Origin of the sequence: Natronococcus amylolyticus DSM 10524, from assembly GCF_000337675.1 — an archaeon.
GTDB lineage: Archaea > Halobacteriota > Halobacteria > Halobacteriales > Natrialbaceae > Natronococcus > Natronococcus amylolyticus.
Genome location: NZ_AOIB01000021.1, coordinates 180797 through 205292, shown reverse-complemented (window position 1 = coordinate 205292; position 24496 = coordinate 180797). Strand labels below are relative to the sequence as shown.

At 67.2% G+C, this 24496-nt stretch carries 25 protein-coding genes; 11 read left to right on the top strand and 14 right to left on the bottom strand.

What is annotated here, in order from left to right; translation table 11 throughout:
- The first annotated feature begins 19 nt into the window (after positions 1-19).
- Positions 20-847, top strand: a complete 828-nt coding sequence (locus C491_RS09915; protein WP_394295450.1) for a methylenetetrahydrofolate reductase — start codon at positions 20-22, stop codon at positions 845-847.
- On the opposite strand, the gene epsC is transcribed toward C491_RS09915, so the two are convergent.
- On the bottom strand, positions 848-1705 hold the full coding sequence (epsC, locus tag C491_RS09910) for a serine O-acetyltransferase EpsC (protein ID WP_005555760.1): 858 nt from the start codon (positions 1703-1705) through the stop codon (positions 848-850).
- 109 nt (positions 1706-1814) lie between these two features.
- On the opposite strand from epsC, the gene C491_RS09905 reads away from it, so the two are divergent.
- A complete protein-coding gene (locus tag C491_RS09905) occupies positions 1815-2696 on the top strand; it encodes a bifunctional 5,10-methylenetetrahydrofolate dehydrogenase/5,10-methenyltetrahydrofolate cyclohydrolase (RefSeq protein ID WP_005555758.1) in 882 nt (293 codons plus the stop codon).
- Here C491_RS09905 and C491_RS22925 read toward each other — a convergent pair.
- The gene (locus C491_RS22925) at positions 2693-2863 is read right to left on the bottom strand and encodes a hypothetical protein (RefSeq protein ID WP_160167148.1); all 171 of its coding nucleotides are present in this window, start codon (positions 2861-2863) and stop codon (positions 2693-2695) included. The genes C491_RS09905 and C491_RS22925 overlap by 4 nt on opposite strands.
- 324 nt (positions 2864-3187) lie before the next feature.
- Here C491_RS22925 and C491_RS09900 point away from each other — a divergent pair, with 324 nt between their 5' ends.
- The gene (locus C491_RS09900) at positions 3188-3643 is read left to right on the top strand and encodes a hypothetical protein (protein WP_005555756.1); all 456 of its coding nucleotides are present in this window, start codon (positions 3188-3190) and stop codon (positions 3641-3643) included.
- Here the strand turns inward: C491_RS09900 and C491_RS09895 are convergent.
- A complete protein-coding gene (locus C491_RS09895; protein WP_005555754.1) occupies positions 3628-4317 on the bottom strand; it encodes an O-methyltransferase in 690 nt (229 codons plus the stop codon). The two genes, C491_RS09900 and C491_RS09895, sit on opposite strands and share 16 nt — an antisense overlap.
- A gap of 44 nt (positions 4318-4361) precedes the next feature.
- A complete protein-coding gene (locus C491_RS09890) occupies positions 4362-5627 on the bottom strand; it encodes a M20 family metallo-hydrolase (protein ID WP_005555752.1) in 1266 nt (421 codons plus the stop codon).
- A gap of 89 nt (positions 5628-5716) precedes the next feature.
- Between C491_RS09890 and C491_RS09885 the strand changes: the two genes are divergently transcribed.
- Positions 5717-6187 (top strand): dCTP deaminase/dUTPase family protein, encoded by a 471-nt coding sequence (locus tag C491_RS09885; RefSeq protein WP_005555751.1) that lies wholly within the window; start codon positions 5717-5719, stop codon positions 6185-6187.
- A gap of 283 nt (positions 6188-6470) precedes the next feature.
- Complete coding sequence (locus C491_RS09880) at positions 6471-7007, top strand: hypothetical protein (protein ID WP_160167147.1); 537 nt, start codon at positions 6471-6473, stop codon at positions 7005-7007.
- Positions 7008-7129: 122 nt separating this feature from the next.
- Here C491_RS09880 and C491_RS09875 read toward each other — a convergent pair whose 3' ends face one another.
- Positions 7130-8191 carry a DMT family transporter gene (locus C491_RS09875; RefSeq protein WP_049891696.1) on the bottom strand — a complete coding sequence of 354 codons (1062 nt, stop codon included), beginning with the start codon at positions 8189-8191 and terminating at the stop codon, positions 7130-7132.
- 168 nt (positions 8192-8359) lie between these two features.
- Complete coding sequence (locus tag C491_RS09870; RefSeq protein WP_005555745.1) at positions 8360-9934, bottom strand: long-chain-fatty-acid--CoA ligase; 1575 nt, start codon at positions 9932-9934, stop codon at positions 8360-8362.
- Between the two features lie 157 nt (positions 9935-10091).
- Here C491_RS09870 and C491_RS09865 point away from each other — a divergent pair, with 157 nt between their 5' ends.
- Complete coding sequence (locus tag C491_RS09865) at positions 10092-10706, top strand: universal stress protein (protein WP_005555743.1); 615 nt, start codon at positions 10092-10094, stop codon at positions 10704-10706.
- A gap of 28 nt (positions 10707-10734) precedes the next feature.
- On the opposite strand, the gene C491_RS09860 is transcribed toward C491_RS09865, so the two are convergent.
- Positions 10735-11373 carry a DUF7344 domain-containing protein gene (locus tag C491_RS09860; protein WP_049891745.1) on the bottom strand — a complete coding sequence of 213 codons (639 nt, stop codon included), beginning with the start codon at positions 11371-11373 and terminating at the stop codon, positions 10735-10737.
- Between the two features lie 236 nt (positions 11374-11609).
- Between C491_RS09860 and C491_RS09855 the strand changes: the two genes are divergently transcribed.
- A complete protein-coding gene (locus C491_RS09855; protein ID WP_005555739.1) occupies positions 11610-12011 on the top strand; it encodes a MoaD/ThiS family protein in 402 nt (133 codons plus the stop codon).
- A 22-nt stretch (positions 12012-12033) separates the two neighbouring features.
- On the opposite strand, the gene C491_RS09850 is transcribed toward C491_RS09855, so the two are convergent.
- Entirely contained in the window at positions 12034-12429 is a 396-nt protein-coding gene (locus tag C491_RS09850) for an Htur_1727 family rSAM-partnered candidate RiPP (protein WP_005555738.1), read from the bottom strand.
- 117 nt (positions 12430-12546) lie between these two features.
- Here C491_RS09850 and C491_RS09845 point away from each other — a divergent pair, with 117 nt between their 5' ends.
- Positions 12547-13641 (top strand): TIGR04053 family radical SAM/SPASM domain-containing protein, encoded by a 1095-nt coding sequence (locus C491_RS09845; protein ID WP_005555737.1) that lies wholly within the window; start codon positions 12547-12549, stop codon positions 13639-13641.
- Positions 13642-13680: 39 nt separating this feature from the next.
- Positions 13681-14901, top strand: a complete 1221-nt coding sequence (locus tag C491_RS09840; RefSeq protein ID WP_005555736.1) for an FAD-dependent oxidoreductase — start codon at positions 13681-13683, stop codon at positions 14899-14901.
- Here C491_RS09840 and kynU read toward each other — a convergent pair.
- Complete coding sequence (kynU, locus tag C491_RS09835; RefSeq protein ID WP_005555735.1) at positions 14898-16193, bottom strand: kynureninase; 1296 nt, start codon at positions 16191-16193, stop codon at positions 14898-14900. The genes C491_RS09840 and kynU overlap by 4 nt on opposite strands.
- A 119-nt stretch (positions 16194-16312) precedes the next feature.
- On the opposite strand from kynU, the gene C491_RS09830 reads away from it, so the two are divergent.
- Complete coding sequence (locus tag C491_RS09830; RefSeq protein WP_005555734.1) at positions 16313-17272, top strand: alpha/beta hydrolase; 960 nt, start codon at positions 16313-16315, stop codon at positions 17270-17272.
- 14 nt (positions 17273-17286) lie between these two features.
- Here C491_RS09830 and C491_RS09825 read toward each other — a convergent pair whose 3' ends face one another.
- The 5 genes from C491_RS09825 to C491_RS09805 all read right to left on the bottom strand — a co-directional run bounded on the left by C491_RS09825 (position 17287) and on the right by C491_RS09805 (position 22804).
- Complete coding sequence (locus tag C491_RS09825; RefSeq protein WP_005555733.1) at positions 17287-17955, bottom strand: type 1 glutamine amidotransferase; 669 nt, start codon at positions 17953-17955, stop codon at positions 17287-17289.
- Positions 17956-18037: 82 nt separating this feature from the next.
- Positions 18038-19867, bottom strand: coding sequence for an acetyl-CoA carboxylase biotin carboxylase subunit (locus C491_RS09820; RefSeq protein WP_005555731.1), 1830 nt, complete (start codon positions 19865-19867; stop codon positions 18038-18040).
- A gap of 109 nt (positions 19868-19976) precedes the next feature.
- Positions 19977-20735: a hypothetical protein gene (locus C491_RS09815; RefSeq protein ID WP_005555729.1), complete on the bottom strand. Its 759-nt coding sequence runs from the start codon at positions 20733-20735 to the stop codon at positions 19977-19979.
- 199 nt (positions 20736-20934) lie between these two features.
- The gene (locus C491_RS09810; RefSeq protein WP_005555727.1) at positions 20935-21258 is read right to left on the bottom strand and encodes a hypothetical protein; all 324 of its coding nucleotides are present in this window, start codon (positions 21256-21258) and stop codon (positions 20935-20937) included.
- A 1-nt stretch (position 21259) separates the two neighbouring features.
- Positions 21260-22804 (bottom strand): acyl-CoA carboxylase subunit beta, encoded by a 1545-nt coding sequence (locus C491_RS09805; RefSeq protein ID WP_005555724.1) that lies wholly within the window; start codon positions 22802-22804, stop codon positions 21260-21262.
- Positions 22805-22960: 156 nt separating this feature from the next.
- Here C491_RS09805 and C491_RS09800 point away from each other — a divergent pair, with 156 nt between their 5' ends.
- Positions 22961-24334 carry a sodium-dependent transporter gene (locus C491_RS09800; protein WP_049891693.1) on the top strand — a complete coding sequence of 458 codons (1374 nt, stop codon included), beginning with the start codon at positions 22961-22963 and terminating at the stop codon, positions 24332-24334.
- Positions 24335-24496: the final 162 nt, after the last annotated feature.

Below are 24496 nucleotides of genomic sequence, written 5' to 3'. Positions count from 1 at the left end.
CATCCCGACCGCCGAGGGGATGGTCGAGCTCCTCGAGGAGCCACGTTTCGAGCTGATGCCGTTCGAGAGCATCGACGAACAGCTCGGCCACCTTCCCGAGGGCTCGGAGATCGCGATCACCACTTCCCCGACGCTCGGGCTCGAGGCGACGATCGAGTGGAGCGAGCGGGCTAGCGAGCGCGGCTACGAGATCGTCCCTCACGTCGCGGCCCGCTACGTCGAGGATCAAGACCACCTCGAGGAGATCGCCCGCCGACTCACCGAGGCCGGGGTGACGGATATCTTCGTCCCCGGTGGGGACCGCGAGGAGCCGGCCGGCGAGTTCGAGTCCGCACTGGAACTGCTGGTCGCCCTCGAGGAGCTCCCCTACTCGTTCGCGGAGGTCGGGATCACGGGGTATCCGGAGGGCCACGCCTTCATCGACGACGAGACGCTGGCCGAGTCGATGGCCGAGAAGGAACCCTACGCGACCTACATCGTCACGCAGCTGTGTTACGATCCCGACGCGGTCATCGAGTGGGTCGAGGAGATCCGCGCCCGCGGCGTCGAGCTCCCGGTCGAGGTCGGGATCCCGGGCGTGATGAAGTACCAGCGGCTGCTCGGCATCTCGAAGAAGGTCGGCGTCGGCGACTCCGTCCGCTTTCTCAAAAAGACCAGCGGGATCGTCGGCTTCGTTCGCCAGCTCGTCGGCTCCAGGGGGACCTACTCGCCCGACACGTTGCTCGAGGGGCTCGCGCCGTACGCGACCGACCCCCGATACGACATCCGGGGCGTTCACATCTATGCGTTCAACCAGGTACCCGACCTCGAGTCCTGGCGGGCCGAGACGCTCGAGAAGCACCGCTGACTACCCGTTTCGTTTTCGCTCCTGTTCGGGGTGTTCGGAGACGAACACGCTGGTGTGATCCGGGATGTCCTCGGTCACCCAGGAGTTGGCGCCGATGCTGACGTGATCGCCGACCGTAATCGCGCCCAGCACCTTCGTTCCGGCCCCGATCACGACGTTGTCGCCGATGTCGGGGTGGCGCTTGTACCCCTTCTTCAGGGCCTTCTCGTCGTCTTCCTCCTCCTCGAAGTGGAGCGCCCCCAGGGTAACGTCTTGGTAGAGCCGGACCCAGTCGCCGATCGTCGCCGTCTCGCCGATGACGACGCCGGTGCCGTGGTCGACGAAGAAGTGGTCGCCGATCCGCGCCCCCGGGTGGATGTCGATCCCCGTCACCGTCTTGGCGTACTCCGTGAGCTCCCTCGCGTACTCGGGAACGCCAGCGTCATAGAGACAGTGGGCGACCCGCTGGACCATGATCGCCTGCAGCCCGGGGTAGGAGCGGACGATCTCGACGACCGACCGTGCGGCCGGGTCGCCCTTGTAGGCGGCCTCGACGTCCTTCTCGAGGGTTCGGCGAAGCTCCGGGAGGCGGTCGAGCACGTCGGTCGTCGTCCCGGCCGGATCCGACCCGGAGTAGGCTCGGATCCCCGACTCGTAGTGTGATCCCAGCTCCGTGAGCGTGTTTCGAACCGCCGACTCGTCCTCGAGTAACCCGTCGGCGTTCCAGCAGCCGGGAAACAGGAGCCGCCTGAGCAGGTTCAGCTCCGGTCGCCTGCGGTCCTGTGGGAACGGCGCCGACGACTCCGGTCCCGTAGCGGCGTCGGTGTCGTACGTCTCGAGGAGACGCGCGGCGGCATCACCCGTGTACTCGTATGCCATGGTCGGATACTCGAACGGGAGGACCAAATGCTTTCCAACCGTTCCGGTTTCGGACCCGTCGACTCGAGGGCGGCGAACCCTACAAGGCGCCGGTCGACGAACCACGAGTGTGTCACCCGAACTGCTTCGCGGCGAGCCGGTCGCGGCGCCGATCCGCGAGCGCGTTGCCGACCGGGTCAGCACGCTCCGGGAGAGGGCGACGACGCCGACGCTCGCGACGGTCCTGATGAGTGACGATCCGGCCGACGAGCGATTCGTGGAGCTAAAACACGAGACCTGCGCCGACGTCGGAATCGCCACCCGGGACGTTCGTCTTGAGCCCGACGCCCCTGCCGAGCGGCTGTACCGCGAACTCGAGCGACTGGGCGGGACCTCGGTGATCGACGCCGTCTTCGTCCAGGTCCCCCTCCCTGACGGCGTCTCGCTGGCGGCGGTCAGGCAGGGACTCGAGCCGACGAAGGACGTCGACTGCCTTCACCTCGAGAACGTGGGACGGCTCGTCGCCGGCGAGCCGCGATTCGTTCCGGCGACGACGGCCGCGGTGTGTCGGCTGCTCTCGGCGTACGACGTCCCGGTTTCGGGAGCCGACGTCGTCATCATCGGCCGGTCCGACGTGATCGGCAAGCCGCTGGCGAACCGGCTGCTACAGAAGCGTTCGTGCGGCAACGCGACTATTACGGTCTGTCACTCGCGGACGACCGACCTCGCCGCGCACACGCGCCGAGCCGATATCGTCGTCACCGCGGCCGGCACACCGGGAGTGGTCGACGGTTCGATGCTCTCGAGCGGTGCCGTCGTCGTCGACGTCAGCGCGAATCGAAAACCGGGTGGAGACGACGGGGTCGTCGGCGACGTGGCGTTCGAGAGCGCGTCAGAAAGAGCGAGCGCGATCACGCCCGTTCCCGGCGGCGTCGGTCCGGTAACCCTCGCGGCACTCGCCGAAAACGTCGTTCGAGCCGCGACGCGGCGGGACGAAGACTCCGAGTGTTAGCGGTTCGTCCGCTCGCGCTCTCGCTCTGCACCGATCCGTCCACGCGGACGGAACAGCCGCTCGAGGGATTCAATCAGGTTGTCCGGAGTTTCGAACGCCGTGGGCGTCCCCGGTAGGTAGTAGTCGACACCGTACTGGTCGTCCGAGTTAATACGGGTACGCTTCATACTCGAACGTCGAGCCTCGATCGGATTAAAAATTTTGTATCGCACATAATTCGAGGTGATCTGCGTGCCGTTTTTCCATTATTTTGGGTTATCTGGAGGCCCTTTGGATGGGTCCCGCGGGTTTTGGATATTGTAAAGCCGTGCGCAGTACTCACTCGAACTTGGTTCGTCGCAGTCGTCCTACTCGACGATTCGAAGCCGACGTCGAGCGGCGTGACGCTCGCTCCCCACGTTCGCCGTATTTCGGTCGCTGCGGGACGAATCCACGCCGCACGGAGGCAGCCAACAGGTATTTGTACGGTCGAGTGTTGCTCCCAGGAAACGGTGTTCGACGTGCTTCCGACAGTTCCTCGGTCCGATCGGCGCTTGCTCGCCGTCTCGTTCGCCCTCTTCGCCGGTGCCGGCGCGGCGACCGCCGCGGGCGTAGGTCCCGCGATGACCGCGGGTGCGACCGCGCTGGCGGTCGGCGGCGTCTACTGCGTGGCGCTGTACGCCAACCGGGTCTCGCGGCCGACGCTGGCCCGGCTCTCGCTGGGGCTCTGGATCGCCTTCCTCGGCGTCGCGGGACTGCACCTCGTCGGCCTCGAGACGATCGCGGGAGCCGCCCCCGGGTCGACGACGGCGGGCGTCCACTCGCTGTCGGCGCTGACCTGGGCCTCGCTGCTGTTGCCCTGCTCGACGACGGTCTTTCTCGGCTTCCGGGAGTACGCGAGCTCGGGCGCGGACGTCGCCGACGAGCAGTCCCTCGAGGGCGAGGCCCCCGACTACTCCACTCGGTAGCTGACGGCGATCCCCTCACCGAGCGGAAGAACGACGGTCTCGAAAGCTTGGTCACGGGTCACGCGCTCGAGATATGCTGCGATACCACGGGTGTGTTCGTTGGCCGAGTCGGGGATCGTCCACTCTCCGCTCTCGTCGTTCGCTTCGACGACCTCGAGCAGCGTCTCGAACTCGATCGGTCCCGCAGTGATCGCGTTGTCCGCGACGACGACGCCGCCGACGGGGATCTTCGGGCGGACGGCCTCAAAGGCGTCGACGTAACGGTGTTTCTGATGGTCGATCAACGCGACGTCGAACGGCCCCGCGTACTCCTCGATCGTCTCGAGGGCGTCGCCGAGTTCGTAGTGCGCGCGGTCGTCGTAGCCGCCCGCGGCCATGTACTCGCGGGCCAGCTCGAGCTCGTCCTCGTCGACCTCGGTGAGGACAACTTCGCCCGTCTCCGGGAGCGCGTCGGCGAACCAGTACGCCGAGTAGCCGTAGCCCGAGCCGAACTCGAAGATCCGCTCGGCGTCGACGATGCGGGCGAGAAATCGCAGAAAGCCGCCCACCTCGGGTCCGACGTGGGGGAAGTCTGCCGAGTCGGCGTACTCGTCCATCTCGCGCAGGGTCTCGTCGGGCTCTGGGCCGACCGCGCGAACGAATCTCGCCATCTCCTCGCTGAGAACGTCGGTCATACCTCCCCTTGCGGGAGGGTCTACCAAAGCGTTCGGGGAACGGGTTAGCCCTCGTCGGCGCCCGCGAGTTCCGCGAGCGCTCCCGCGAGTACCTGCGTCGCTGTCGCACAATCCTCCCAATCGGTCCACTCGAGAGGCGTGTGCGAGAGCCCGTCCCGCGAGGGGGCAAACAGCATCCCCGCATCGGTCACCCGCGAAACTCGCATCGCGTCGTGGGCCGCCCCGGAGTGCAGTTCGACGGTGTCGATCCCCGCCTCGGCGCCAGCCTGCTCGAGGGCGTCCCGACACCGACGGTCCATCGGCGCCGGCTCGACGTCGATCTCGCGTTCGAAACCCGTCTCGACGCCGCGTTCGGCCTCGAGTCGCTCGAGGGTCGTCGTCGCATCCTCGAGGATCGTCTCCATCGTGTCGTACTCGACGTCCCGCACGTCGACGCCGAGCTCGACCGTCCCGGGGACGACGTTCGTCGCGTTCGGCCGAACCCGGCTCTTGCCGACGGTCGCGACGGCCGTCCCCTCGCCGGCGTCGGCGTGCTCGCGGCCCGCCGACTCGACGTCCAGCACGAACTCGCTGGCCGCCGCAAGGGCGTCCGTTCGCTCGTCCATCCCCGTCGCTCCGGCGTGGTTCGCCTCGCCGACGAACTCGGCGGTCGCGTGGGTGATTCCGGTGATCGTCGTCACGATCCCGACCGGAATCCCGCGCTCCTCGAGACGCGTATCCTGCTCGATGTGGAGCTCGAGGAAGGCGTCCCACGCGCCCGCGTCGAGGGCCCCCTCGCCCCGGTAGCCGATCGACTCGAGGGCGTCCTCGACGGCGATCCCCTCGTCGTCGGTCGCGGCGAGCGCGTCGTCGACGCTCCGGCGACCCGTGGCGACCGACGAGCCGAACATCCCGCCGCCGAAGCGGGTGCCCTCCTCCTCGGTGAACGAGACCACCGTAATCGGGCGCTCGAGACTGCCCTTGAGATTGGTCTCCTGTAGCGTCCGGACGGCCTCGAGGGCACCGTAGACGCCCAGCGGTCCGTCGAAGATCCCGCCCTCGGGGACCGAGTCGAGGTGGCTGCCCGTTGCGACCGGGGCAGCCTCGGGATCGGCGTTCTCGGGGACCCAGGTCGCAGCGACGTTGCCGACGGCGTCGACCGAGACCTCGAGTCCCGCGTCCGCACAGTGGTCGACGAACCGATCCCGTGCCTCCCGGTTGGCCTCGGTTCCCGCGAGGACGGTTCGGCCCCGTCCACTCTCGGCGTCGGTCGCGCCGAACGCGGCGTTCTCCTCGATATCCCTGCGGAGTCGCTGCCGATTGACGTCCATGCGTCGCCGTTCCGACCGACGGTACGATACCGTTTCGCTCTCTCCGGGCGGCACGTTTTTTGCCGCTCGGGACCGTCGGTTCGACCGATATGAGCGACGACCACCCGATCGCCGACGCCGTCGACAACCTCGTGTACGAACCGGTACAGGTCCACGACCGCGGGATCGACCTGACGGTGAGCGCGATCTACCAGGTCGCCGCCCCCGGAAGCCTCGATTTCGGCGGCGACGAGCTGGCCGACGCCGACCTCGAGCCCGTCGAAACCAGCCGGCGCGACCCCGACGACGAGTACGGCTGGTGGTCCCTCGAGGGCGGCCGGTACGTGCTTCAGCACAACGAGTTCCTCACCGACCTCGAGGAGCCGCTGCTCCTCCAGCCGAACAACGAGTTGCTGGCTCGCGGGGGGTCTCACCCGACCGTCCAGGTCAGCTCTCACCTCCCGCTGCTCCCCCTCTCGGTTCCCGACGGCGGGCTCGAGATCAAGGAGAACGCTCGCGTCTCGACGCTCTCACCCGTCGGGGGCGGGCCGACCGAGGGGAATCGGGCCGAAAGCCAGTAGCGCCGTCGGGTTCCTTCTCGAGGACGAGTCGGCGACTGTGCCTGCCGTTCGACCTCAGTGGCCGGCTCCGTGTCCTCTCAGCTTTCTCACTGAGCGGCGAAAATGGGCCTCGCTCGAGCGGCCTCGAACCGGGTTCGGTTCCGTTACGCACCGTCACTTCTCGATCGCAGCGAGGCCGAGCGACTACACAGCCGCGAAACGTGGCTGACCGGGGCTGTCCAATCGTCGCCACGGACCGCCGACGAATACGACGGTGATCGCGGGCCCGAAAATACTTACTCCGATGGGAGACTCGTCAGCTATGCATCGACGGGGCGTCCTCGCTTCGCTCAGTTCGGCGTCGATCGGTGGCGCCGCGGTCTGTGTCGCCGCCCTCGGTAACCGGGGCGAGGACGTCCATCTCGGCCGAATCATCCTCACGAACCAGACCCAGCGCGAGCGAACCGCTCACGTCGACGTTTACCGGGGCGACGAGCGCGTCTTCTCGGCAACCGAGACGGTCGCGGCGTATGACGACGAAGCGGGAGTCGTCCCGGGAACGGACGTCCACTGCGGCTGGCCGTCGGCGCCCGGACGGTACCGCGTCGACGTTCGATTCGACGGCCACGAAACGGCGTCGATCCGAGTGTTCGAGACGGAGTCGGCCAGGGACGCCGACGACGGTGAACGGCCGGACGACCGCGAAGACGATCGAGCGGTCGACTGTTACGCCGCGGTCGCCGACCTGTTGGCGTACGACGAAACGAGGACGTGGTTCGCGCGGTGTCGGTCGACGACCTCGGACCCGTCGGCGGACGTGTGCCCGCTCGAGGCGGAGTGACTGGAACTCGCCTCGACGGCGATGGAGCCGAGCGTCAGGCCCGATTCGCCGGTACCTCCCCACGATTGGATGAACCGAGAGAAAGCAACTGGATGATTGCGTTCGTTTTCGATACGAGCAGCTCAGTCGTCAGCTACCGGTTGGGCGGTTCCGTTCCGGCCGTTGGAGGGACCGTACCCCTGACCCGTGCTGACACGGGAGCGCTCGAGGGTCGGCTCCTCGAGGACGTACTCGTTGCCGCGCACCCGAACCGCTCCGCCTTCGATGGGGGCGTGCCGCGAGCCCCAAAGGCCGCGAACGAGCTGCCAGAGGGGGCGGATCTGGCAGAGCGCGAACCCGACGGCGATGAGCGCAAACCCGAGCGCCATTACGACCGTGATCGGTTCGCCCAGCAGCGCCGCACCGAACACCGCCGCGATGACCGGGGTTGCGTAGCTGACGAGGCTCGCGTTGGTCGGACCGACGCGCTCGAGCAGCGCGAAGTACAGCAGGAACCCGCCGACGGTGGAGACGACACCGAGGTAGGCGATCGCCGCGATCGCCCCGCCGTTCCAGTCGACTCCCGAGAGTGCCTCCGAAGGGTGGGCGAGGCTGCCGACGTGAAGGATTGCCGCGCCGACGAGCATCGACCAGGCCTGCAGCGAGACCAGCGGGAGGGTCCGGGAGAATCGCTGGGTGAGCACGGAGCCAAACGCGAACGTGACGGCCGCGCCGAACAGGAGCGCGATGCCGGCGAATCGACCGCCGAGGGACCCACCCGCGACGGCGATGGCGGCGACGCCGACGAATCCGACGAGCAAGCCGAGAACGTCCGTCGCTCGAATCCGGTGGAACGGAAGGACCGCGAGCGCGATTGCGGGGGTGACGATCGGCGCGAAGCTCAGCACGATCGCCGCGACGCTGCTCGAGACGTGGCGTTGTCCGAGAAACAGCAGGGCGAAGTGGGCCCCGATCAGGAAAACCCCGGTCGTCAGGACCAGCCAGATGTCGTCGCGGCTCCCCGGGCGCAACCGGGCACCGCTCGCGACGACGAGCGCGAAGAAAACCAGCGCAGCGGTATCGAAACGAAACGCCGCGAACAGCAGCGGCGGCAACGAGTCCAGTCCGACCTCGATCGCGGTGAATCCAGATCCCCACACGACAGCTAACAGTCCGAATAGGAGTACATCTCTTGTGTTCGTCATTTGCACCTCGCGCCCACCCGCAGGAAAGGCGACGTATTAGATACGTAATGCTAAAATAAAGAACTTTTGAGAACCGTGATATCACGCCCCACCGGGGCGCACGCGGGTGACGATTTCGTCTCCCGACTTCGCCCGGCTCTCGTGGCTCGAGCTCCGTTCCTCGGGCCGCTACTCCGCGGCGTCCTCTTCGCGCTCGCGGAGCTTGAACTTCTGGACCTTCCCGGTGGTCGTCCGGGGAAGTTCCTCGACGAACTCGACTTCGCGAGGGTGTTTGTACTCCGCGAGGTTCGTCAGACAGTACTCCCTGATCCCGTCGGGTTCGACGTCGGCGTCGGGAACGGGGACGACGTACGCCTTTACGGTCTCGCCGCGGCGCTCGTCTGGAATCCCGACGACCGCGGCGTCGGCGACCGCCTCGTGCTCGAACAGCAACTCCTCGACCTCCCGCGGGTAGACGTTGTAGCCGCCCGTGACGATCATGTGTTTCTCGCGGTCGACGACGTAGAAGAAGTCGTCCTCGTCGCGGTAGCCGAGATCGCCCGTGTGGAACCACCGCTTGCCGTCGCTTTCGGTGAACGCCCTCTCGTTGGCCTCGGGGAGGCCGTAGTAGCCCTTCATCACGTTCGGCCCGGAGACGACGATTTCGCCGGCGATCTCGTCGATATCCGTGTTCGCTTCGTCGACGGGCCCCTCGGTGATCGGAGCGAGCTCGTCGAAGTTCCCGTCGACGACTCGAGCGTCTACCCCGGGAACCGTCCGCCCGATACTGCCGACGCGTCGCCCGTCGACGGGGCTGTTGAAGTGGGTGATCGGGCTGGTCTCGGTCAGTCCGTACCCCTCGTAGAGCTGCACGTCGTACAGCTCTTCGAACCGCCGGAGGACTTCGACGGGGATGCCCGAGCCGCCGACGCCACAGAGCCGCAGCGAGGAGAGATCGAACGATTCGGCGTCGGGCTGGTTGATGACGTCGTTGTACATCGCCGGCACGCCGTGCATCAGCGTCAGCTCCTGGTCTTCGACGATCGAGACGGCCTCCTGGGCGTCCCACTCCGGCACCGCGTAGTAGGTACCGCCCCCGAACAGCGTCGCGTTCATCACGACGGTCATCCCGTAGATATGGAACAGCGGAAGGACGCCGAGCTGTTTGTCGTCCGGGCGGATCCCGTCCGGAATGAGCTCGTTGGCCATCCGGGCGTTGGACTCGAGGTTGCGGTGGGTGAGCTGGACGCCCTTGGGACGGCCCGTCGTCCCGCTGGTGTAGGGCTGGACCGCGACGTCGTCGTCGTCACGCTCGACGACGTCCGGTGTGCCGGGCTCGAGGAACTCCTTGAAAGGCGTCGCGCCGTCTGCCTCGCCGCCGACTGCGACGACGTGTTCGACGTCGGTCTCGTCGCGGACCTCCTCGACGAACGGAACGAGATCGGCCAGCGTAACGACGACCGTCGCTCCGCTGTCGGCGAGCAGGTGACCGATCTCTCGAGCCTTGTACTGGGGGTTCATCGGGACGACGACCCCGCCGGCCCGCAGCGTGCCGTGGAAGGCGATGACGAACGGCGGCACGTTCGGCAGGTAGATCGCGACCCGGTCGCCCCCGCCGATCTCGCGCTCCTCGAGCGCGGCGGCGAAGGCGCCGGTCTGGCCCCAGAACTCCTCGTAGCTCGTCTCGCTCCCCCGGAATCCGATCGCAGCGTTCTCGCCGTACTGGCGGACGGTCTTCGCGACGCGGTTGACAAGATTTGTCATGTTCCACGACAACGTCTTCGCGTACGATGAAAAGCGTTCACACTGTTCGAGACGTTCGGTGAATCGGCTACCGGAAATAACGCCTGCCGACGGACGAGTCGGTACTACCGGCCGCCGGCACGGGCTATTTATTCCCGCCACGCTAACCTTCGGCCCGATGTACCAGAACGTCCTCGTGCCGACGGACGGGAGCGACGGGACCCGACGAGCGATCACGCACGCGCTGACGATCGCGGACCGCTTCGACGCGACGGTCCACGCGCTGTCGGTCGTTCCCGAGGGGCCGCTCGGTACCCTCGAGGATCGGGCGGACGTAACCGCGGGCGCACGACGAGCGGTCGAACGGGTCGAGACCGAAGCCGTCCGCGACGGGGTCTCAGTCACGACCGCGGTCGAGAGCGGCGTTCCCCACGAGGAGATCCTCGACTACATCGAGGAGGCGGGGATCGATATGGTCGTCATGGGAACGCAGGGTCGGACGGGACTCGACCGTGTGTTGGTCGGGAGCGTCGCCGAGCGGGTCGTCCGGCTGTCGGACGTTCCGGTTGTCAGCGTTCGGCTCACCGACGAGATCGAGATCGAAGCGCCCGAGGCGGCCGAGCGCATCGCCCGCACGAAGGCGACCGACGAGGGGTACGCCGAGCTCTCGCTGCTTGAACAGCCGTATCGGACCAGCGGAACCTGGACCGTCACGCTCGAGACCGACCGTGGACCCGTCGCGATCGACGTCGACGCGGTTACGGGAACGGCTCGAATAGCAGAAACAGAGTAACAGACACCACCCTTTCGTTCTCGAGTCCCTACTCCGAGAACGGGCCGAACGACGGCCTGTAGTTCGTTCCGACCAGCAGCGCGAACGCTGCAGTGGCGATCGTTCCGACCGCCAGGCCGGGGATCGCGATCGCGCCGATGACGGCCGCAAGCGCGAAACTCGTCGCAGCGGCGTTGACGGCGGCGTAGACGCCGACCGCCGAGGCGAGCAGCAGGCTCGCGCTCGTTACGGCGAGGACGGTCTCGCGGCGCTCGAGTCGGCCGGCGTCGGTGTCGCCCTCGCCGTCGGCGCCGGGCAACTCGAGGTACGGACGGAACAGTTCGAGCGTCTCGGTCGGGCGCACGATCCCGCGGGACTTGTTGTACTCGATGATCCCTTCCGAGTCGAGTTTCGGGAGGTGGGACTGGTACAGCGGGATGTAGACGCGCTGGCGCTCCGTCGAGTTCAGCTCCGCGACGGTCGTGTCGTTTTCTATGGCGGCGACGTACTCGGCGACGTCGCGCATCCTGACCGGTTCGTCGTGCTCGAGGAGGTATCGGATCGCGTCTCGACGACGGTTCGTCTGGAGAATGTGGAAAATGTCGTCGTCGTCGAGCGATACCGGCTTCGCGTCGGCGTCTTGCCCGTCCTCGGCGGGATGCAGTGGGTGGTCTGTTTGGAGGGACATCGTCTGCACTCAAACGCAGCAATCAACGACACATAATCTTTTTCTTCCTTCGCCTAGGCTGAAATACTGTTTATTCCTTACTAAATGTTGCATGACGTTCCGTCGATCTCCAAAAGTAGCCAACAGTAACCGATTCGAGAAACCGCCGTACTGAGAGGGAATGTGGTCGATGCGATCTCGGAACGGTGAACATGTTCGGCAGTATCCGTTTGGCCGATCGGCCCGTCTTTTCAGGTATGACTACAGAGACGACCGCTGCGGTCGACCAGCAGGTGCAAACGACGACCGTCGACGTTCGGTGTACGGGCCACGTCCGGGACGCCGTCGGCGACCACGACCTCGAGTTCACCTTCGAGGGGACGACCCTGCGGGAGTTCCTCGAGGCCTTCTTCGAGGAGTACGACGTCGAGGAGCTGCTCATCGCCGAGACCGAGGCCGATGCGACGGCCAGGGGCTGGGCGCCGGTTCCCGACGAACTGCCGGGAACCTGGCGAAAGAACCCCGAGGGCGACCAGACCCGCCCCTACGCTCGCGTCTGTATCAACGGCCGGTTCAACGAGCACTTCGAGGGGTTCGAGACCGAACTCGAGGCGGGCGACCGGGTAGCGTTGATCTACCCGTTCATGTTCTGTTGCTGAGTCGCGCCGTCGTTCATACGGTCTACTTCATTACCAACTCAACCGCCGCCCGGGTCGCGGTTACGCCGGTAAACCGGTACAGCAATCCGAACCAGCGCTCGCGCACCCGAGGCGTTCCCTCGGTCTCCTCGTAGACGCGGGGCTCCGCCCCGTCTCCGCGAGCTCGACTGGCGTCATCGGGTTCGTTCTCTCGCGACGAGTACCGCTCGATGTCGTCGGCCGGACAGACCCACACCTCGACGGCGTACCAGCCGAACAGCCGCGAGGCGTGCTCGTGGGCGGTCTCGTCGTCGGCTGCGACCACGCTCCCTGCGTAAGTCAGCGGATCGGACGCCTCGTCGCGAACGAACACCTCCCAGCGGGGACTCGACCCCGATGACTCGCTGTCGACCCTCGAGCGCACCGTCTTCTCGACCATACGGACGTCGAGTCGACGCCTCCCCGAAGTCGGTTGTGGCGAACATCTTCCCGCCCGTTCCCGGGCCTCGAGAACGCGAGGTCCGGTTTTGTCCTCGCCGCGACCAGTTTCGAACCGATGCACCACGTCGATACGTCCGAGCGACCGGTCGTGCTCATCTGGGAGGTCACCCAGGCCTGCGGCCTCTCCTGTGACCACTGCCGGGCCGACGCCCAGCCCGACCGTCATCCCGACGAGCTCTCGACCGCCGAGGGGAGACGGCTGCTCAAGGAGGCGACCGCGTTTGGGGAGGGACAGCTCGTGGTTCTCTCGGGCGGGGATCCGCTCGTCCGGGACGATATCGCGGAGCTGGTGGCCTACGGCGACGAGCTGGGGCTGCGAACGACGATGACCCCCAGCGGGACCCGTTCGCTGTCGACCGCCCGGGTCGAGGCCCTCGCCGACGCGGGGCTCAAGCGAATCGCCGTCAGCCTCGACGGCGCCTCCGCGGAGCGCCACGACGCCTTCCGCGGCGAGACGGGCAGTTTCGCGGAGACGATTCGGGCCGTCGAAGATGCACGAAACGTTGGGATCCCGGTCCAGGTCAACACGACCGTCTGCCGGGAGACCGTCGGCGACCTCCCCGCGATCCGCTCGCTGGTGAGCGAGGTCGGCGCCGTCATGTGGAGCGTGTTCTTCCTGGTCCCGATCGGTCGTGGGCGGGTCCTCGAGCCGATCGACCCCGCCGAGGCCGACGCCGTGATGCGGTGGCTCGCCGTGGTGGCCGAGGAGGAACCGTTCGGGCTCAAGACCACCGAGGCGCCCCACTACCGTCGCGTGGTCGCCCAGCGCAGCGCGGACGACGCGTCGGACGCGGACGGGGGCGGGGGCAACGGTGGCCGAACCGGGGTCATCGCGGGCGACGGCTTCGCGTTCGTCAGCCACACCGGCGAGGTCTACCCCTCGGGCTTTCTCCCGCAGTCGGTCGGCTCCGTCCGTGAGCGGCCGGTCCACGAACTGTACCGCGAGGCGCCCCTGTTCCGGAAGCTCCGGGATCGCGACGCCCTCGAGGGGAAGTGTGGGGCCTGTCCCTACCGAACGGTCTGTGGCGGCAGTCGCTCGCGGGCGTACGCCCACACCGGAAACCCGCTCGAGAGCGATCCGCTCTGTCCGTACGTCCCGTCGGGGTACGACGGTCCCCTCCCGTGGGAGTCCTCGAGCCCTACTGCGTGAGGTGAAAGGCATGTCCCTCCGCGGTCCCTGGGACGGGACATGAACAACCGAACCGACGTCCTCGTCGTCGGCGGCGGCGCCACCGGCACCGGAATCGCCAGAGACCTCGCGCTTCGGGGCGTCGACGTCACCCTCGCCGAGCGCGGCGGGCTCTCGGCGGGTACCTCGGGACGTTCTCACGGCCTGCTCCACAGCGGCGCCCGGTACGCCGAGGCCGACGGTCCCGAAGCCCGGGCCTGTCTCGAGGAGAGCCGTACGCTCGCCGAGATCGCGGGTGCCTGCGTCAGGGAGACGGGCGGGCTCTTCGTCCAGCTGACCGGGGACGACCCCGCCTACTTCGAGGCCAAACGCGAGGCCTGCGAGGAGGTCGGTATCCCGACGGAGGTCGTCGACGGCGCTACCGCACGCGACGAGATTCCCGATCTGAGCGACGAGGTCGAGCGGGCGATGCGCGTCCCCGACGGCGTCGTCCTCCCCTCGCGGCTGGTCGCGGCGAACGCGGCCGACGCCCGCGAACACGGTGCGGAGATTCTGACCCACGCACCGGTCACCGACATGCGTCGCGAGGACGGTCGCATCACGGAGGTCGACCTCGGCGGCGAGGTCGGCGAGACGATCGAGCCGGCGTACGTCGTCAACGCCGCCGGCCCCTACGCCGGCGACGTCGCCGCGCTGGCCGGAGGAACGGTCGACCTCCGCCCGACGCGGGGCGTGATGATCTCGGTCGACTACGACCGCCTCGAGCCGGTTCTCAACCGCTGTCGGGATCCCGACGACGGCGACATCGTCGTCCCCCACGACGACGAGGTCGTTCTGGGTACGACGAGCGTCCCCGTCGACGATCCCGAGGAGTACGAGCGCGCCGACTGGGAGGTCGAACGCTCCGTCGAGGAGTGTGCGAAGATGCTCCCCGCGGTCGCCGACGCCGCCCACCTGCGGACGTGGTGGGGCGTCCGTCCGCTCTACGAGCCCGAGGAGGCGGCCCTCGACGCACGGGGGATCTCGCGGGGCTTTCACCTGCTCGACCACGCCGACGAGGACGTCGCCAACCTCGCGACGATCGTCGGTGGGAAGCTGACGACCTACCGGCGAATGGCCGAGGCGACGGCCGACCTGGCCTGTGCGGACCTCGGCATCGACGCCGACTGCGAAACCGCGACCCGACGGCTCACCGGTGCGGACGATCCCGAGCGTCTCGACGCGCTCGTCGAGGAGTTCGACGGGCAGGGGCCGACCGACGAGGACGTCGTCGGCGTCTAGCTCACGCTCCCGGCGGGATCGACGTCCTCGTAGGCGCCGGTCTCGAGGACGTCCCGGAGCTGGGCCACGAACTCGTGGACGTCGACGAAGCCGGTGTACAGCGGTGCCGGACAGACACGGATCACGTTCGGCGGGCGGAAGTCGACGACGACGCCGCGCTTGCGCAACGCCTCGCTCACTCGTTCGGCCTCGGGGTGTTCGATCGCCACGTGGCCGCCTCGATCCTCCGACGCCCGCGGCGTCCCGACCGTACAGCCGTACTCGGCGAGCCTCTCGTCGACGAGTCGGATGAGCGTCGCGGTCAGCTCGAGGGACTTCTTCCGAATCCGATCGATGCCGGCCTCGCGGACGATCTCGAGCGAGCCGGCAAGCGGTGCGGCGGCGAGCACCGGAACCGTGCCGATCTGCCAGGCGCCCGCCGATTCCGCAGGCGTGAACCGCTCGCGGAGCTCGAACTGCGTCTCCTTCTCGTGGCCCCACCAGCCTGCGAGTCCCGGCGTCTCGCCGAAGTGACGGTCGTCGACGTAGAGCCCGGCGATCGCTCCCGGGCCGGCGTTGAGGTACTTGTAGCTACACCAGACGGCGAAGTCGACGCCGTGGGCGGAGAGCTCGTGGGGAACGACGCCGACCGAGTGTGCGAGATCGAAGCCCGCGAGCGCGTCGTGTTCGTGGGCCGCCTCGGTGATGCGTTCGACATCGAGCAGCTGCCCGCTCCGGTAGAGCACCGACGGCATGAACACGATGTCGACCTCGCGGTCCTCTAAGGCCGCGACGACGTCGTCCTCCGCGATCGTTCGGCCGTCCCGGCTCTCGACGACGTGGAGGTGCTCGTCCGGATCGTGCCCGCGCTGGCGCAGTTGGGACCGGATCGCGTAGTGGTCGGTCGGGAAATCGAGCTCGTTGACCAGGATTCCGGGCGGGCGGTCGTCCCGCGCGTCCAGGAAGGTGCCGACGAGCGTGTGGATGTTGACCGTCGTCGAGTTGGCGACGACGACCTCCTCCCCGTCGGCGCCGACCAGCCCCGCGAGCTCGTCGCCGAGGGATTCGCCGTACCGGAACCAGGGTCGGTCGGCATCGGTCCACGCCTCGATGCCGAGTTCGCGCCACTCCTCGAGCGCGCGCTCGAGCGATCGCTCGGCGGCGTCCGAAACCGGGCCGAGCGAGTTGCCGTCCAGGTAGAGTTCGCCGGGAACGTCGAACCGCTGCCGGAACTCGGCCAGGGGGTCGCTCGCGTCCCGTTCACGGGGGTCGGCTACGTCGTCGGATCGATCCGGGTCGAAGCCGGGGTCCATGCCGGACAGTTGGGGAGTGCCCACTGGAAGGTTTCGGCACCGCGCCGCTGTCGCGGTCGTGACCGCACGATCCGACGGCTCGACGGTACCGCTACTATCCTCCGGGACTCAGTCGGCGTATGGACGACGAGGCGACCGCGGAACTCGACCCCCAGCTCGCGGAGCTGCTCCAAAGCGGCCGAGTGGCCGACCTCCCCGCGTGGCACGAGCTGTCCGTCTCCGAGGCGCGACGCCTCGAGGACGAGGTCTTCGCTGCAGGGGACGGACCGAGGCTCGAGCGGGTTCGGAACCATCGTCTCGAGGGACCCGACGGCGACGTGCCGATACGGATCTATCGCCCCGGTCTACAGACCGAGCGGAATCCACCCCCGGCGCTGGTCTTCTGTCACGGCGGCGGCTGGGTCCTCGGCACGCTCGATTCGGCCGACGACCTCTGCCGGGAGTTCGCGGCGCGGATCGGCGCGGTCGTGGTCTCGGTCGACTACCGGCTGGCGCCCGAACACCCGTTCCCGGCCGCCCTCGAGGACGCCTGGGCCGCACTCGAGTGGACCCGGGACGAGGCCGACCGGATCGGCGTCGACCCCGATCGGATCGGCGTCGCCGGAACCAGCGCCGGGGGCGGGCTCGCCGCCGCGCTCGCGCTCCGGGCTCGCGAGCGGAACGTGTCCCTCGCCGTACAGCTGCTCTGTTACCCGATGCTCGATCCCGACCTCGAGCGATCGTCGTACCGCGAGCACGCGGACGCACCGTTGCTCTTCCGTGCGGACGTGGCGTGGTTCTGGGAACAGTACCTCGCGAAGCCGGCCGACGCCGAGGACCCGCTCGCGGCCCCGCTGTGGGCCGACTCGCTCGCGGGCTGTCCACCCGCGGTGGTCGCGACGGCCGGCCACGACGTGCTTCGTTCGGAGGGAGCCGCCTACGCCGACCGACTGCGATCCGACGGCGTCGAGACGCATCACTGTCACTCCCCGTCGCTCGCTCACGGGTACCTGAGTCTCACCGGTGAGGTCGATCGCGCCGACGCCACCATGGACGACGTGGCCGACGCTGTCGGCTCATTGCTGAATCTCGATTCCTGACCGCAGCCTCCCGGTCACTCCCGTCGCTCGTCGACGAGCGTCCGGAAGTTCTCGAAGACGCGGTCGGCCGAGACGTCGTCGAACGAAAACGGCTTCGACTCCCAGCCGAAGTCCTCGACGAGGCGGTCGCGGACGGCGGCGGTGATCTCGGGGTGAAACTGGACGGTCCACAGCGGGGCCGACCGGTGGCGCGTGCCGAACACGGGGGCGTGGTCGGCCGCGACGATCACATCCATTTCCTCGCCCGGCTCGGTGACGGCGTCGCCGTGAACCGCGGGGACGACGGGGGCGACGCCCTCGAACAGCGGATCGTCGGCGAGGTCGGCCTCGACGAGCGTCGCGGTCGTGCCGACGTTCTCGACGGTCCCGCCAAGCGCCGCGTTGGCTACCTGGTGGCCGAAACAGACTCCAAGCGTCGGGATCTTTCGATCGACGAGTTCGCGGACCAGCGCCTCCTGGTCGGCGATCCACGGCCGGCGGTCGGCCTCGTAGACGGCCGCCGTGCTCCCCGTCAACACGACGCCGTCGGCGTCCTCGAGCGGGGGCCGCTCGCCCGCGACGAAGTCGATCTCGGTGGCGTCGGGAAACCGCGATGCCAGCGCATCGCAGTGGTACTCGCAGTCGGGATCGACCTCGCTTCGAACCACGTACAGCGTCGAAGCAGTCGAACGGAGGGCGGTCATTCGTATACTCTATTTCGCTATTCGTTCGCGGCAGTATATATTGCGATGGTTTCGCAAGGGGGCGAGCGGGCGGGCAGTACGACTACTCGAGGACGACCAGCGTGTCGCCCATGTCGACGCTCTCGCCCTCCTCGACGGCGATCTGGGAGACGGTGCCGCCGCGGGAGGCGACGATGTCGTTTTCCATCTTCATCGCCTCGAGGACGACCAGCACGTCGTCGGCTTCGACCTCGTCGCCGACCTCGACCTCGACGCCGAGGATCGTCCCCTGCATCTCGGCATCGACGGTCTCGCCGTCGCCGTCGATCTCGGTCTCGGCCTCGCTGGAACCGCCGGCCGGCTCGGGCGGCCCGCCGGCCTGAGACTGGGCGCCGCCGTTACCCGCCGGGATCGCCGGCGCGCCGTGTTCCTCGAGGTTGACCTCGAACCGCTTCCCGTTGACCTCGACGGTGAACTCGCGCTCGACGGCCTCCTCGTCGTCGCCCGCGTCGGCGCTCTCGGAGCCCCACTGGGCCTGAGCCTCCTCGATCCGGCTCTCGTCGAGCTCCTCGTCGAGATACTTCGTCGTGTGGGTGCTCTCGACGAACCGCTCGTCGGAGAGCATCAGCCGGTGGAACGGGATGATCGTCGGGATTCCCTCGATCTCGTACTCCCGCAGGGCCCGCAGCGAGCGCTCGAGACACTCCTCGCGGTCGGCACCCCAGACGACCAGCTTCGCGATCATCGAGTCGTAGTCGGTCACGAGCTTGTCGCCCTGCTTGAGCGCGTCGTCCATCCGAACACCGATCCCGCCCGGCGGGTCGTAGGTCGTCAGCTCGCCGCCCGTCGCGGGCGCGAAATCCTTCGCGGCGTTCTCGGCGTTGATCCGGAACTCGATGGCGTGGCCGTCGATATCGACGTCGTCCTGGGCGAAATCGACCGCCTCGCCCGCGGCGATCCTGATCTGGCGTTTGACGATGTCGATGCCCGTGATCTCCTCGGTGACGGTGTGTTCGACCTGGATCCGGGTGTTGACCTCGAGGAAGTAGAAGTTGGTGTCCGGCCCCAGCAGGCCGTCCCGGCCGAGGTCCTCCTCGACGAGGAACTCGACGGTGCCGGCGTTGGTGTAGTCGGCCGCGGCAACCCCGCGACGGGCGGCCTCGCCGATCCGCTCGCGGAGCTCGTCGGTCAGCGCCGCGGACGGTCCTTCCTCGATGACCTTCTGGTGGCGGCGCTGGAGCGAGCAGTCCCGCTCGCCCAGGTGGCGGACGTTACCCTCGCCGTCGGCGAGGATCTGGACCTCGATGTGACGCGGGTTCTCGAGGTAGCGCTCCAGATACACGGAGTCGTTGTCGAAGTACGCCTCGCCCTCCCGTTTCGCGCTCTCGAGTTGCTCCTCGACCTCGCTTTCGTCCCAGACGACCTTCATCCCGCGGCCGCCACCGCCACCCTCGGCCTTGATGGCGATCGGGTAGCCGTGCTTCTCGCCGAACGCTTTGACCTCCTCGGGGTCGGTGACGGGATCCGTGGTGCCGGGAACGATCGGGACGTCGGCCTTGCTCATGATCTTCCGGGCCTTGGTCTTCTCACCCAGCGACTCCATCGCCGAACTCGAGGGGCCGACCCAGGTGATCCCGTCGGCGTCCTCGACTTTCGCGGCGAACTCGGCGTTCTCCGCGAGGAAGCCGTACCCCGGGTGGATCGCGTCGGCATCGGCCTTGCGCGCAGCCTCGATGACGGCCTCGTGATCGAGGTAGGAGTCGGCCGCGCGGGCCGGGCCGACGTTGTACGCCTCGTCGGCGTAGCGGACGTGTCCCGAGTCCTTGTCGGCCTCCGAGTAGACCGCGACGGTTCCGACGTTCAACTCCTCGCAGGCCCGCATCACCCGAACGGCGATCTCCCCGCGGTTCGCAACGAGAACCTTCCTGAACATTTCTGTCAGAACCGTCACGGGGCGCCTACCTTACTTTTTCGCAACGAATCGGTCAACCGATGAACTCCTTCCAGTTGACAACTTTCGACCGAAGCGGCCGCACGCGCCGTCAGTCGTCGTGTTCGGCGGCGATCTCCTCGCGGGCCTCCTCGAGCCACGCCGGCTCCTCGGGTCCGGTCTCGGTCGGCTCTAGGAAGAACTCCTCCTCGACGGTCGTCCGATCCGTCGCGAGGACGGACTCCTCGTCGTCCGGCAGGATACCCTCGAGTGCGTACGCCTCGAGATAACCCTCCTCGGCGAGGACGAGCGTGAACGCCACCGATTCGTAGCTCCCGAGATCTTCGGTGGTTCCCTCGAGGACGTACCGCTCGCTCGAGTCCTCCTCGACCGCGACCGAGTCGACGGCGTCGTAGGCGTCGTCCAGCGGGATCGGCGGCGACGGACCGACCGACTGGTGACCGCCGACGCCGTAGGCGACCGAGCCGGACTCGTTGTGTCGCACGAGCGGCGTCTCGGGCTGGATCCACTGGTCGTACTCGACCGTCCCGGTGTCGTCCTCCAGCACCGTGCGCTCGCGGGCCGGCGCGCCACCGGCTGCGACGGCCTGTGAGACGTGTTCTGCTCCGATGGTCGTCCCGTCGTCGACGACCGTTCGCTCGAGTTCCGTCCGGAAGGGCCGGTCCTCGAGCTGGCTGCGGTGTTCGTTGACCAGCAGGTTGGAGTCCGTTACGCCCGACTCGGCAAGCCCGGGTGCCAGCTCGCGGTCGCCGCCCTCCTCGTCGTCATCGCCGTCGTCGCCGACGAGTCCGCCACAGCCCGCGGTCAGCACGACGAGCACGACCGCGAACAGCGCGAGCCGTCCCCTCATTCGACGCCGACCCGGTTTGGGTCGCCTCGTTGCATCGATCCGATTCGCTCCCCGCCGTGTGTTCGTACTGCTGACATCTTCGCTGTCGGACGGTTCTCGAGTCGGGAGTATAGTTCTACCGTCGAGGGGACGAAATTTCACTCCCTACCGCTTCGAAGCGAGCGCGTGAAAAACGAGAGGTCGACGGCTCGAGCCCCGCTCAGAACCGGTCGGTTCGTCCGGCGGCCGACCAGGGATCGGTCGGCGCGTCGAGCGGCACGCGGACGGTGCGTTGCTGCTGGGCGCGCACGCGGCCGGCAAAGGCCCAGCGGCGGTCCTGCCAGGTCTCCTCCTCGTCGGCCGCGGCGGCCGCGGCGGCGAGCGCCTGGTCGTGGAGGTGGGCGCCGATCGCGGCGACGATAGCCGCGGCCTCCTCGCTGTCGGCGTCGTCGGGCAACTCGAGTTCGACGCCCTCCGGGAGCCCACCTAGCAGATCGACGGCGTCGGTGCCGGAGTCGGCGTTCGACTGGTGCTGTGCGGTCATCTCAGAGCGGGATGTTGCCGTGTTTCTTGTCGGGGTTGTCCTCGCGTTTCGTCTCGAGCATCTCGAGGTCGTCGATCAGTCGCGGGCGCGTCTCGGTCGGGAGGATGACGTCGTCGAGGAAGCCCTTGTCCGTCGCGGTATAGGGGTTGGCGAACTCCTCGCGGTACTCCTCGATGAGTTCGTCCCGGAGCTCGTCGGGGTTCTCGGCCTCGGCGAGCTCCTTGCGGTAGAGGATGTTGACCGCGCCCTGTGGTCCCATGACGGCGATTTCGGCGGTCGGCCAGGCGTAGTTGACGTCGGCGCCGAGGTTCTTCGAGGCCATCACACAGTAGGCGCCGCCGTAGGCCTTGCGGGTGATGACCGTCAGCAGCGGCACCGACGCCTCGGAGTAGGCATAGAGTAGCTTGGCGCCGTGGCGGATGATCCCGCGGTGTTCCTGATCGGTGCCGGGCATGTAGCCGGGAACGTCGACGAAGGAGACGATCGGGATGTTGAAGGCGTCACAGAAGCGGACGAACCGTGACCCCTTCATCGAGGCGTCGACGGTGAGCGTGCCGGCGTTGACCCGTGGCTGGTTCGCGACCAGACCCACGGAACGGCCGTCGAGGCGGCCGAAGCCGACGACGATGTTCTTCGCGAAGTTCTCCGCGACCTCGAAGAACGAGCCCTCGTCGACCACCGAGTCGATGACGTTGGTCATATCGTAGGGCTTCTGCGGGCTGTCGGGGACGATCGATTTGAGGGCCTCGTCGCGTCGGTCCCGATCGTCCCAGGGCTCGACCCGCGGCGGGTCCTCGACGTTGTTCTGCGGGAGGTAGGAGAGCAACCGCTTCATGTCGTCCAACGCCTGCTCCTCGCTCTCGCAGGCGAACTCGGCGACACCAGTCTTGTCGGCGTGGGTCATCGCTCCCCCGAGTTCCTCGTGGGTGACGTCCTCGCCGGTGACGGTCTTGGTGACGCCGGGACCGGTGATGTACATGTGGCTCGTGTCCTTCACCATGAAGATGAAGTCGGTGATCGAGGGAGAGTAGACCGCGCCGCCCGCACAGGGGCCCATGATCCCTGAAATCTGGGGAACGACACCGCTCGCGCGCTGGTTGCGCCGGAAGATCTCCGTAAAGCCCGCCAGGCTCTTAACGCCCTCCTGGATGCGCGCACCGGCGGAGTCGTTGAGCCCGACAATGGGGGCGCCGACCTCCATCGCCATGTCCATCACCTTGCAGATCTTTTCGGCGAAGACTTCGCCCAGTGAGCCGCCGAAGACGGTGAAGTCGTGCGCGAAGACGAAGACGGTCCGGCCGTTGACCTCGCCATACCCCGTGACGACGCCGTCGCCCGGGATCTTCTTTTCTTCCATCCCGAACTGGCTCGTCTGGTGGGTCCGGAGCTGGTCGAACTCCGTGAACGTGTCCTCGTCGAGGAAGTAGTCGATCCGCTCGCGGGCGGTCATCTTCCCCTTGTCGTGTTGTTTCTCGATTCGGTCCTCACCGCCGCCCATTCGCGCTTCTTCCCGGAATTCCTCGAGTTCCTCGATACGATCCTCCATCGTCATGCCGAGATCACCGCCGTGGGACGCATACGCCGTTGTGTGATGACCAACAGGAAAAGAATTCCGTAACCTGCCACAATTATCGGGAACGTCAACTCCTCGCGCGAGGACGACCACGAAAAGTTATATATAGTCGCCTTTAAACACGGAGATATGGTTCAACGCGAAACATGGGCCACGAGGACAGGGTTCATTCTCGCCGCGGTTGGGAGCGCGGTAGGATTGGGGAACATCTGGCGCTTTCCGTTCGTCACGGGTGAAGGTGGTGGTGCGGCGTTCCTCTTCGTCTACCTCCTGTTCATCGCCCTGGTTGGGTTTCCCGCAATTCTCGCGGAGTTCGTCGTCGGCCGGAAGACCAAGCGCAACCCCGTCGGCGCGCTGAAAGAGTACGGTGGGGGGATCTGGACGTACGTTGGCGGGATCTTCATCGTCACCGGGTTCGTCATCCTCTCGTACTACAGCGTCGTCGCCGGCTGGTTCATTCGGTATACTCTCGAGGGCTTCCGGGGAAGCTACGCTGCTCGTATCGCCGCCTACGAGGGCGACCCCGAGATCATGTTCGGAGCGCTTTCGACGGGACTGGACGCGTTCGTCCTGCACACCGTGTTCATGGCGCTGACTGTCGGTATCGTCGCCCTCGGGATTCGACAGGGGATCGAACTCGCGGTGAAGGTGATGGTTCCAGCGATTATCCTCCTGTTGCTGGGACTCGCGGTGTGGGCGTTCACGTTGCCCGGCTCCGGCGGCGGCTACGCCTACTACCTCTCGCCGGACTTCGGCGCCATCACCGAGAACTGGGCCGAACTCCTGCCGGCCGCGGCCGGACAGGCCTTTTTCACCCTCTCGCTGGGGATGGGTGTGATGATCACCTATGCCTCCTACCTAGGTGAGGACCGGAACCTCGCGTCCGACGGAACCGCGATCATCGGCTTCGACACCGGGATCGCGTTCCTCACCGGACTCGTCGTCTTCCCGATCATGTGGGCCGGCGACATGACCGATCCGGGCGAGGGCGGCGCCGGCGAGATCTTCGTCGCGCTGACCCAGGCGTTCGCCGAAGTCACCGGCGGCCAGTTCCTCGGACTGCTGTTCTTCGCGACGGTCTCGCTCGCCGCGCTCTCGAGTGCGATCTCGCTGCTCGAGGTCGTCACCTCCTACGTGATCGACGAGAAGGGGATCGAACGGTGGCAGGCGGCCGTCGGGATGGGTGGGGTCATCTACCTGCTCGGAGTGCCGGTCACGTACGATCTGATCTTCCTCGACCTGCTCGACCTGTTCGCCGACGCCATCTTGCTGGTGTTCGGCGCGTTGATGCTGACGATCCTCGTCGGCTGGATCGCGCCGAAGGCGGCGATCGACGAACTCGAGAAGGGAATCGGTCCCCTTGACGGCCTCGGGCAGGCCTGGATCTGGGCGATCCGCGTTCCGATCCTCATCGTGCTCGTCATCTCGCTGTACCTCGGCGTCGTCGACTACGTCGAGTTCCTCACCGGACCGTTCGCCGAGTGGATCGACGCGAACCTCTAACCGACCGCCGTTTGGCTTTTTCGGCGTTCACCCGTTTCTCGAGCGGGTGTGCCGGTCATAGCCCACACGAAACGACCGACTGGGCGTCGACCACCGCGACGGCTCGCTCACCGGTTCTGCCATTGGACTTTCTTTCTCGAGAAAATACGCGTTATCGTTCAC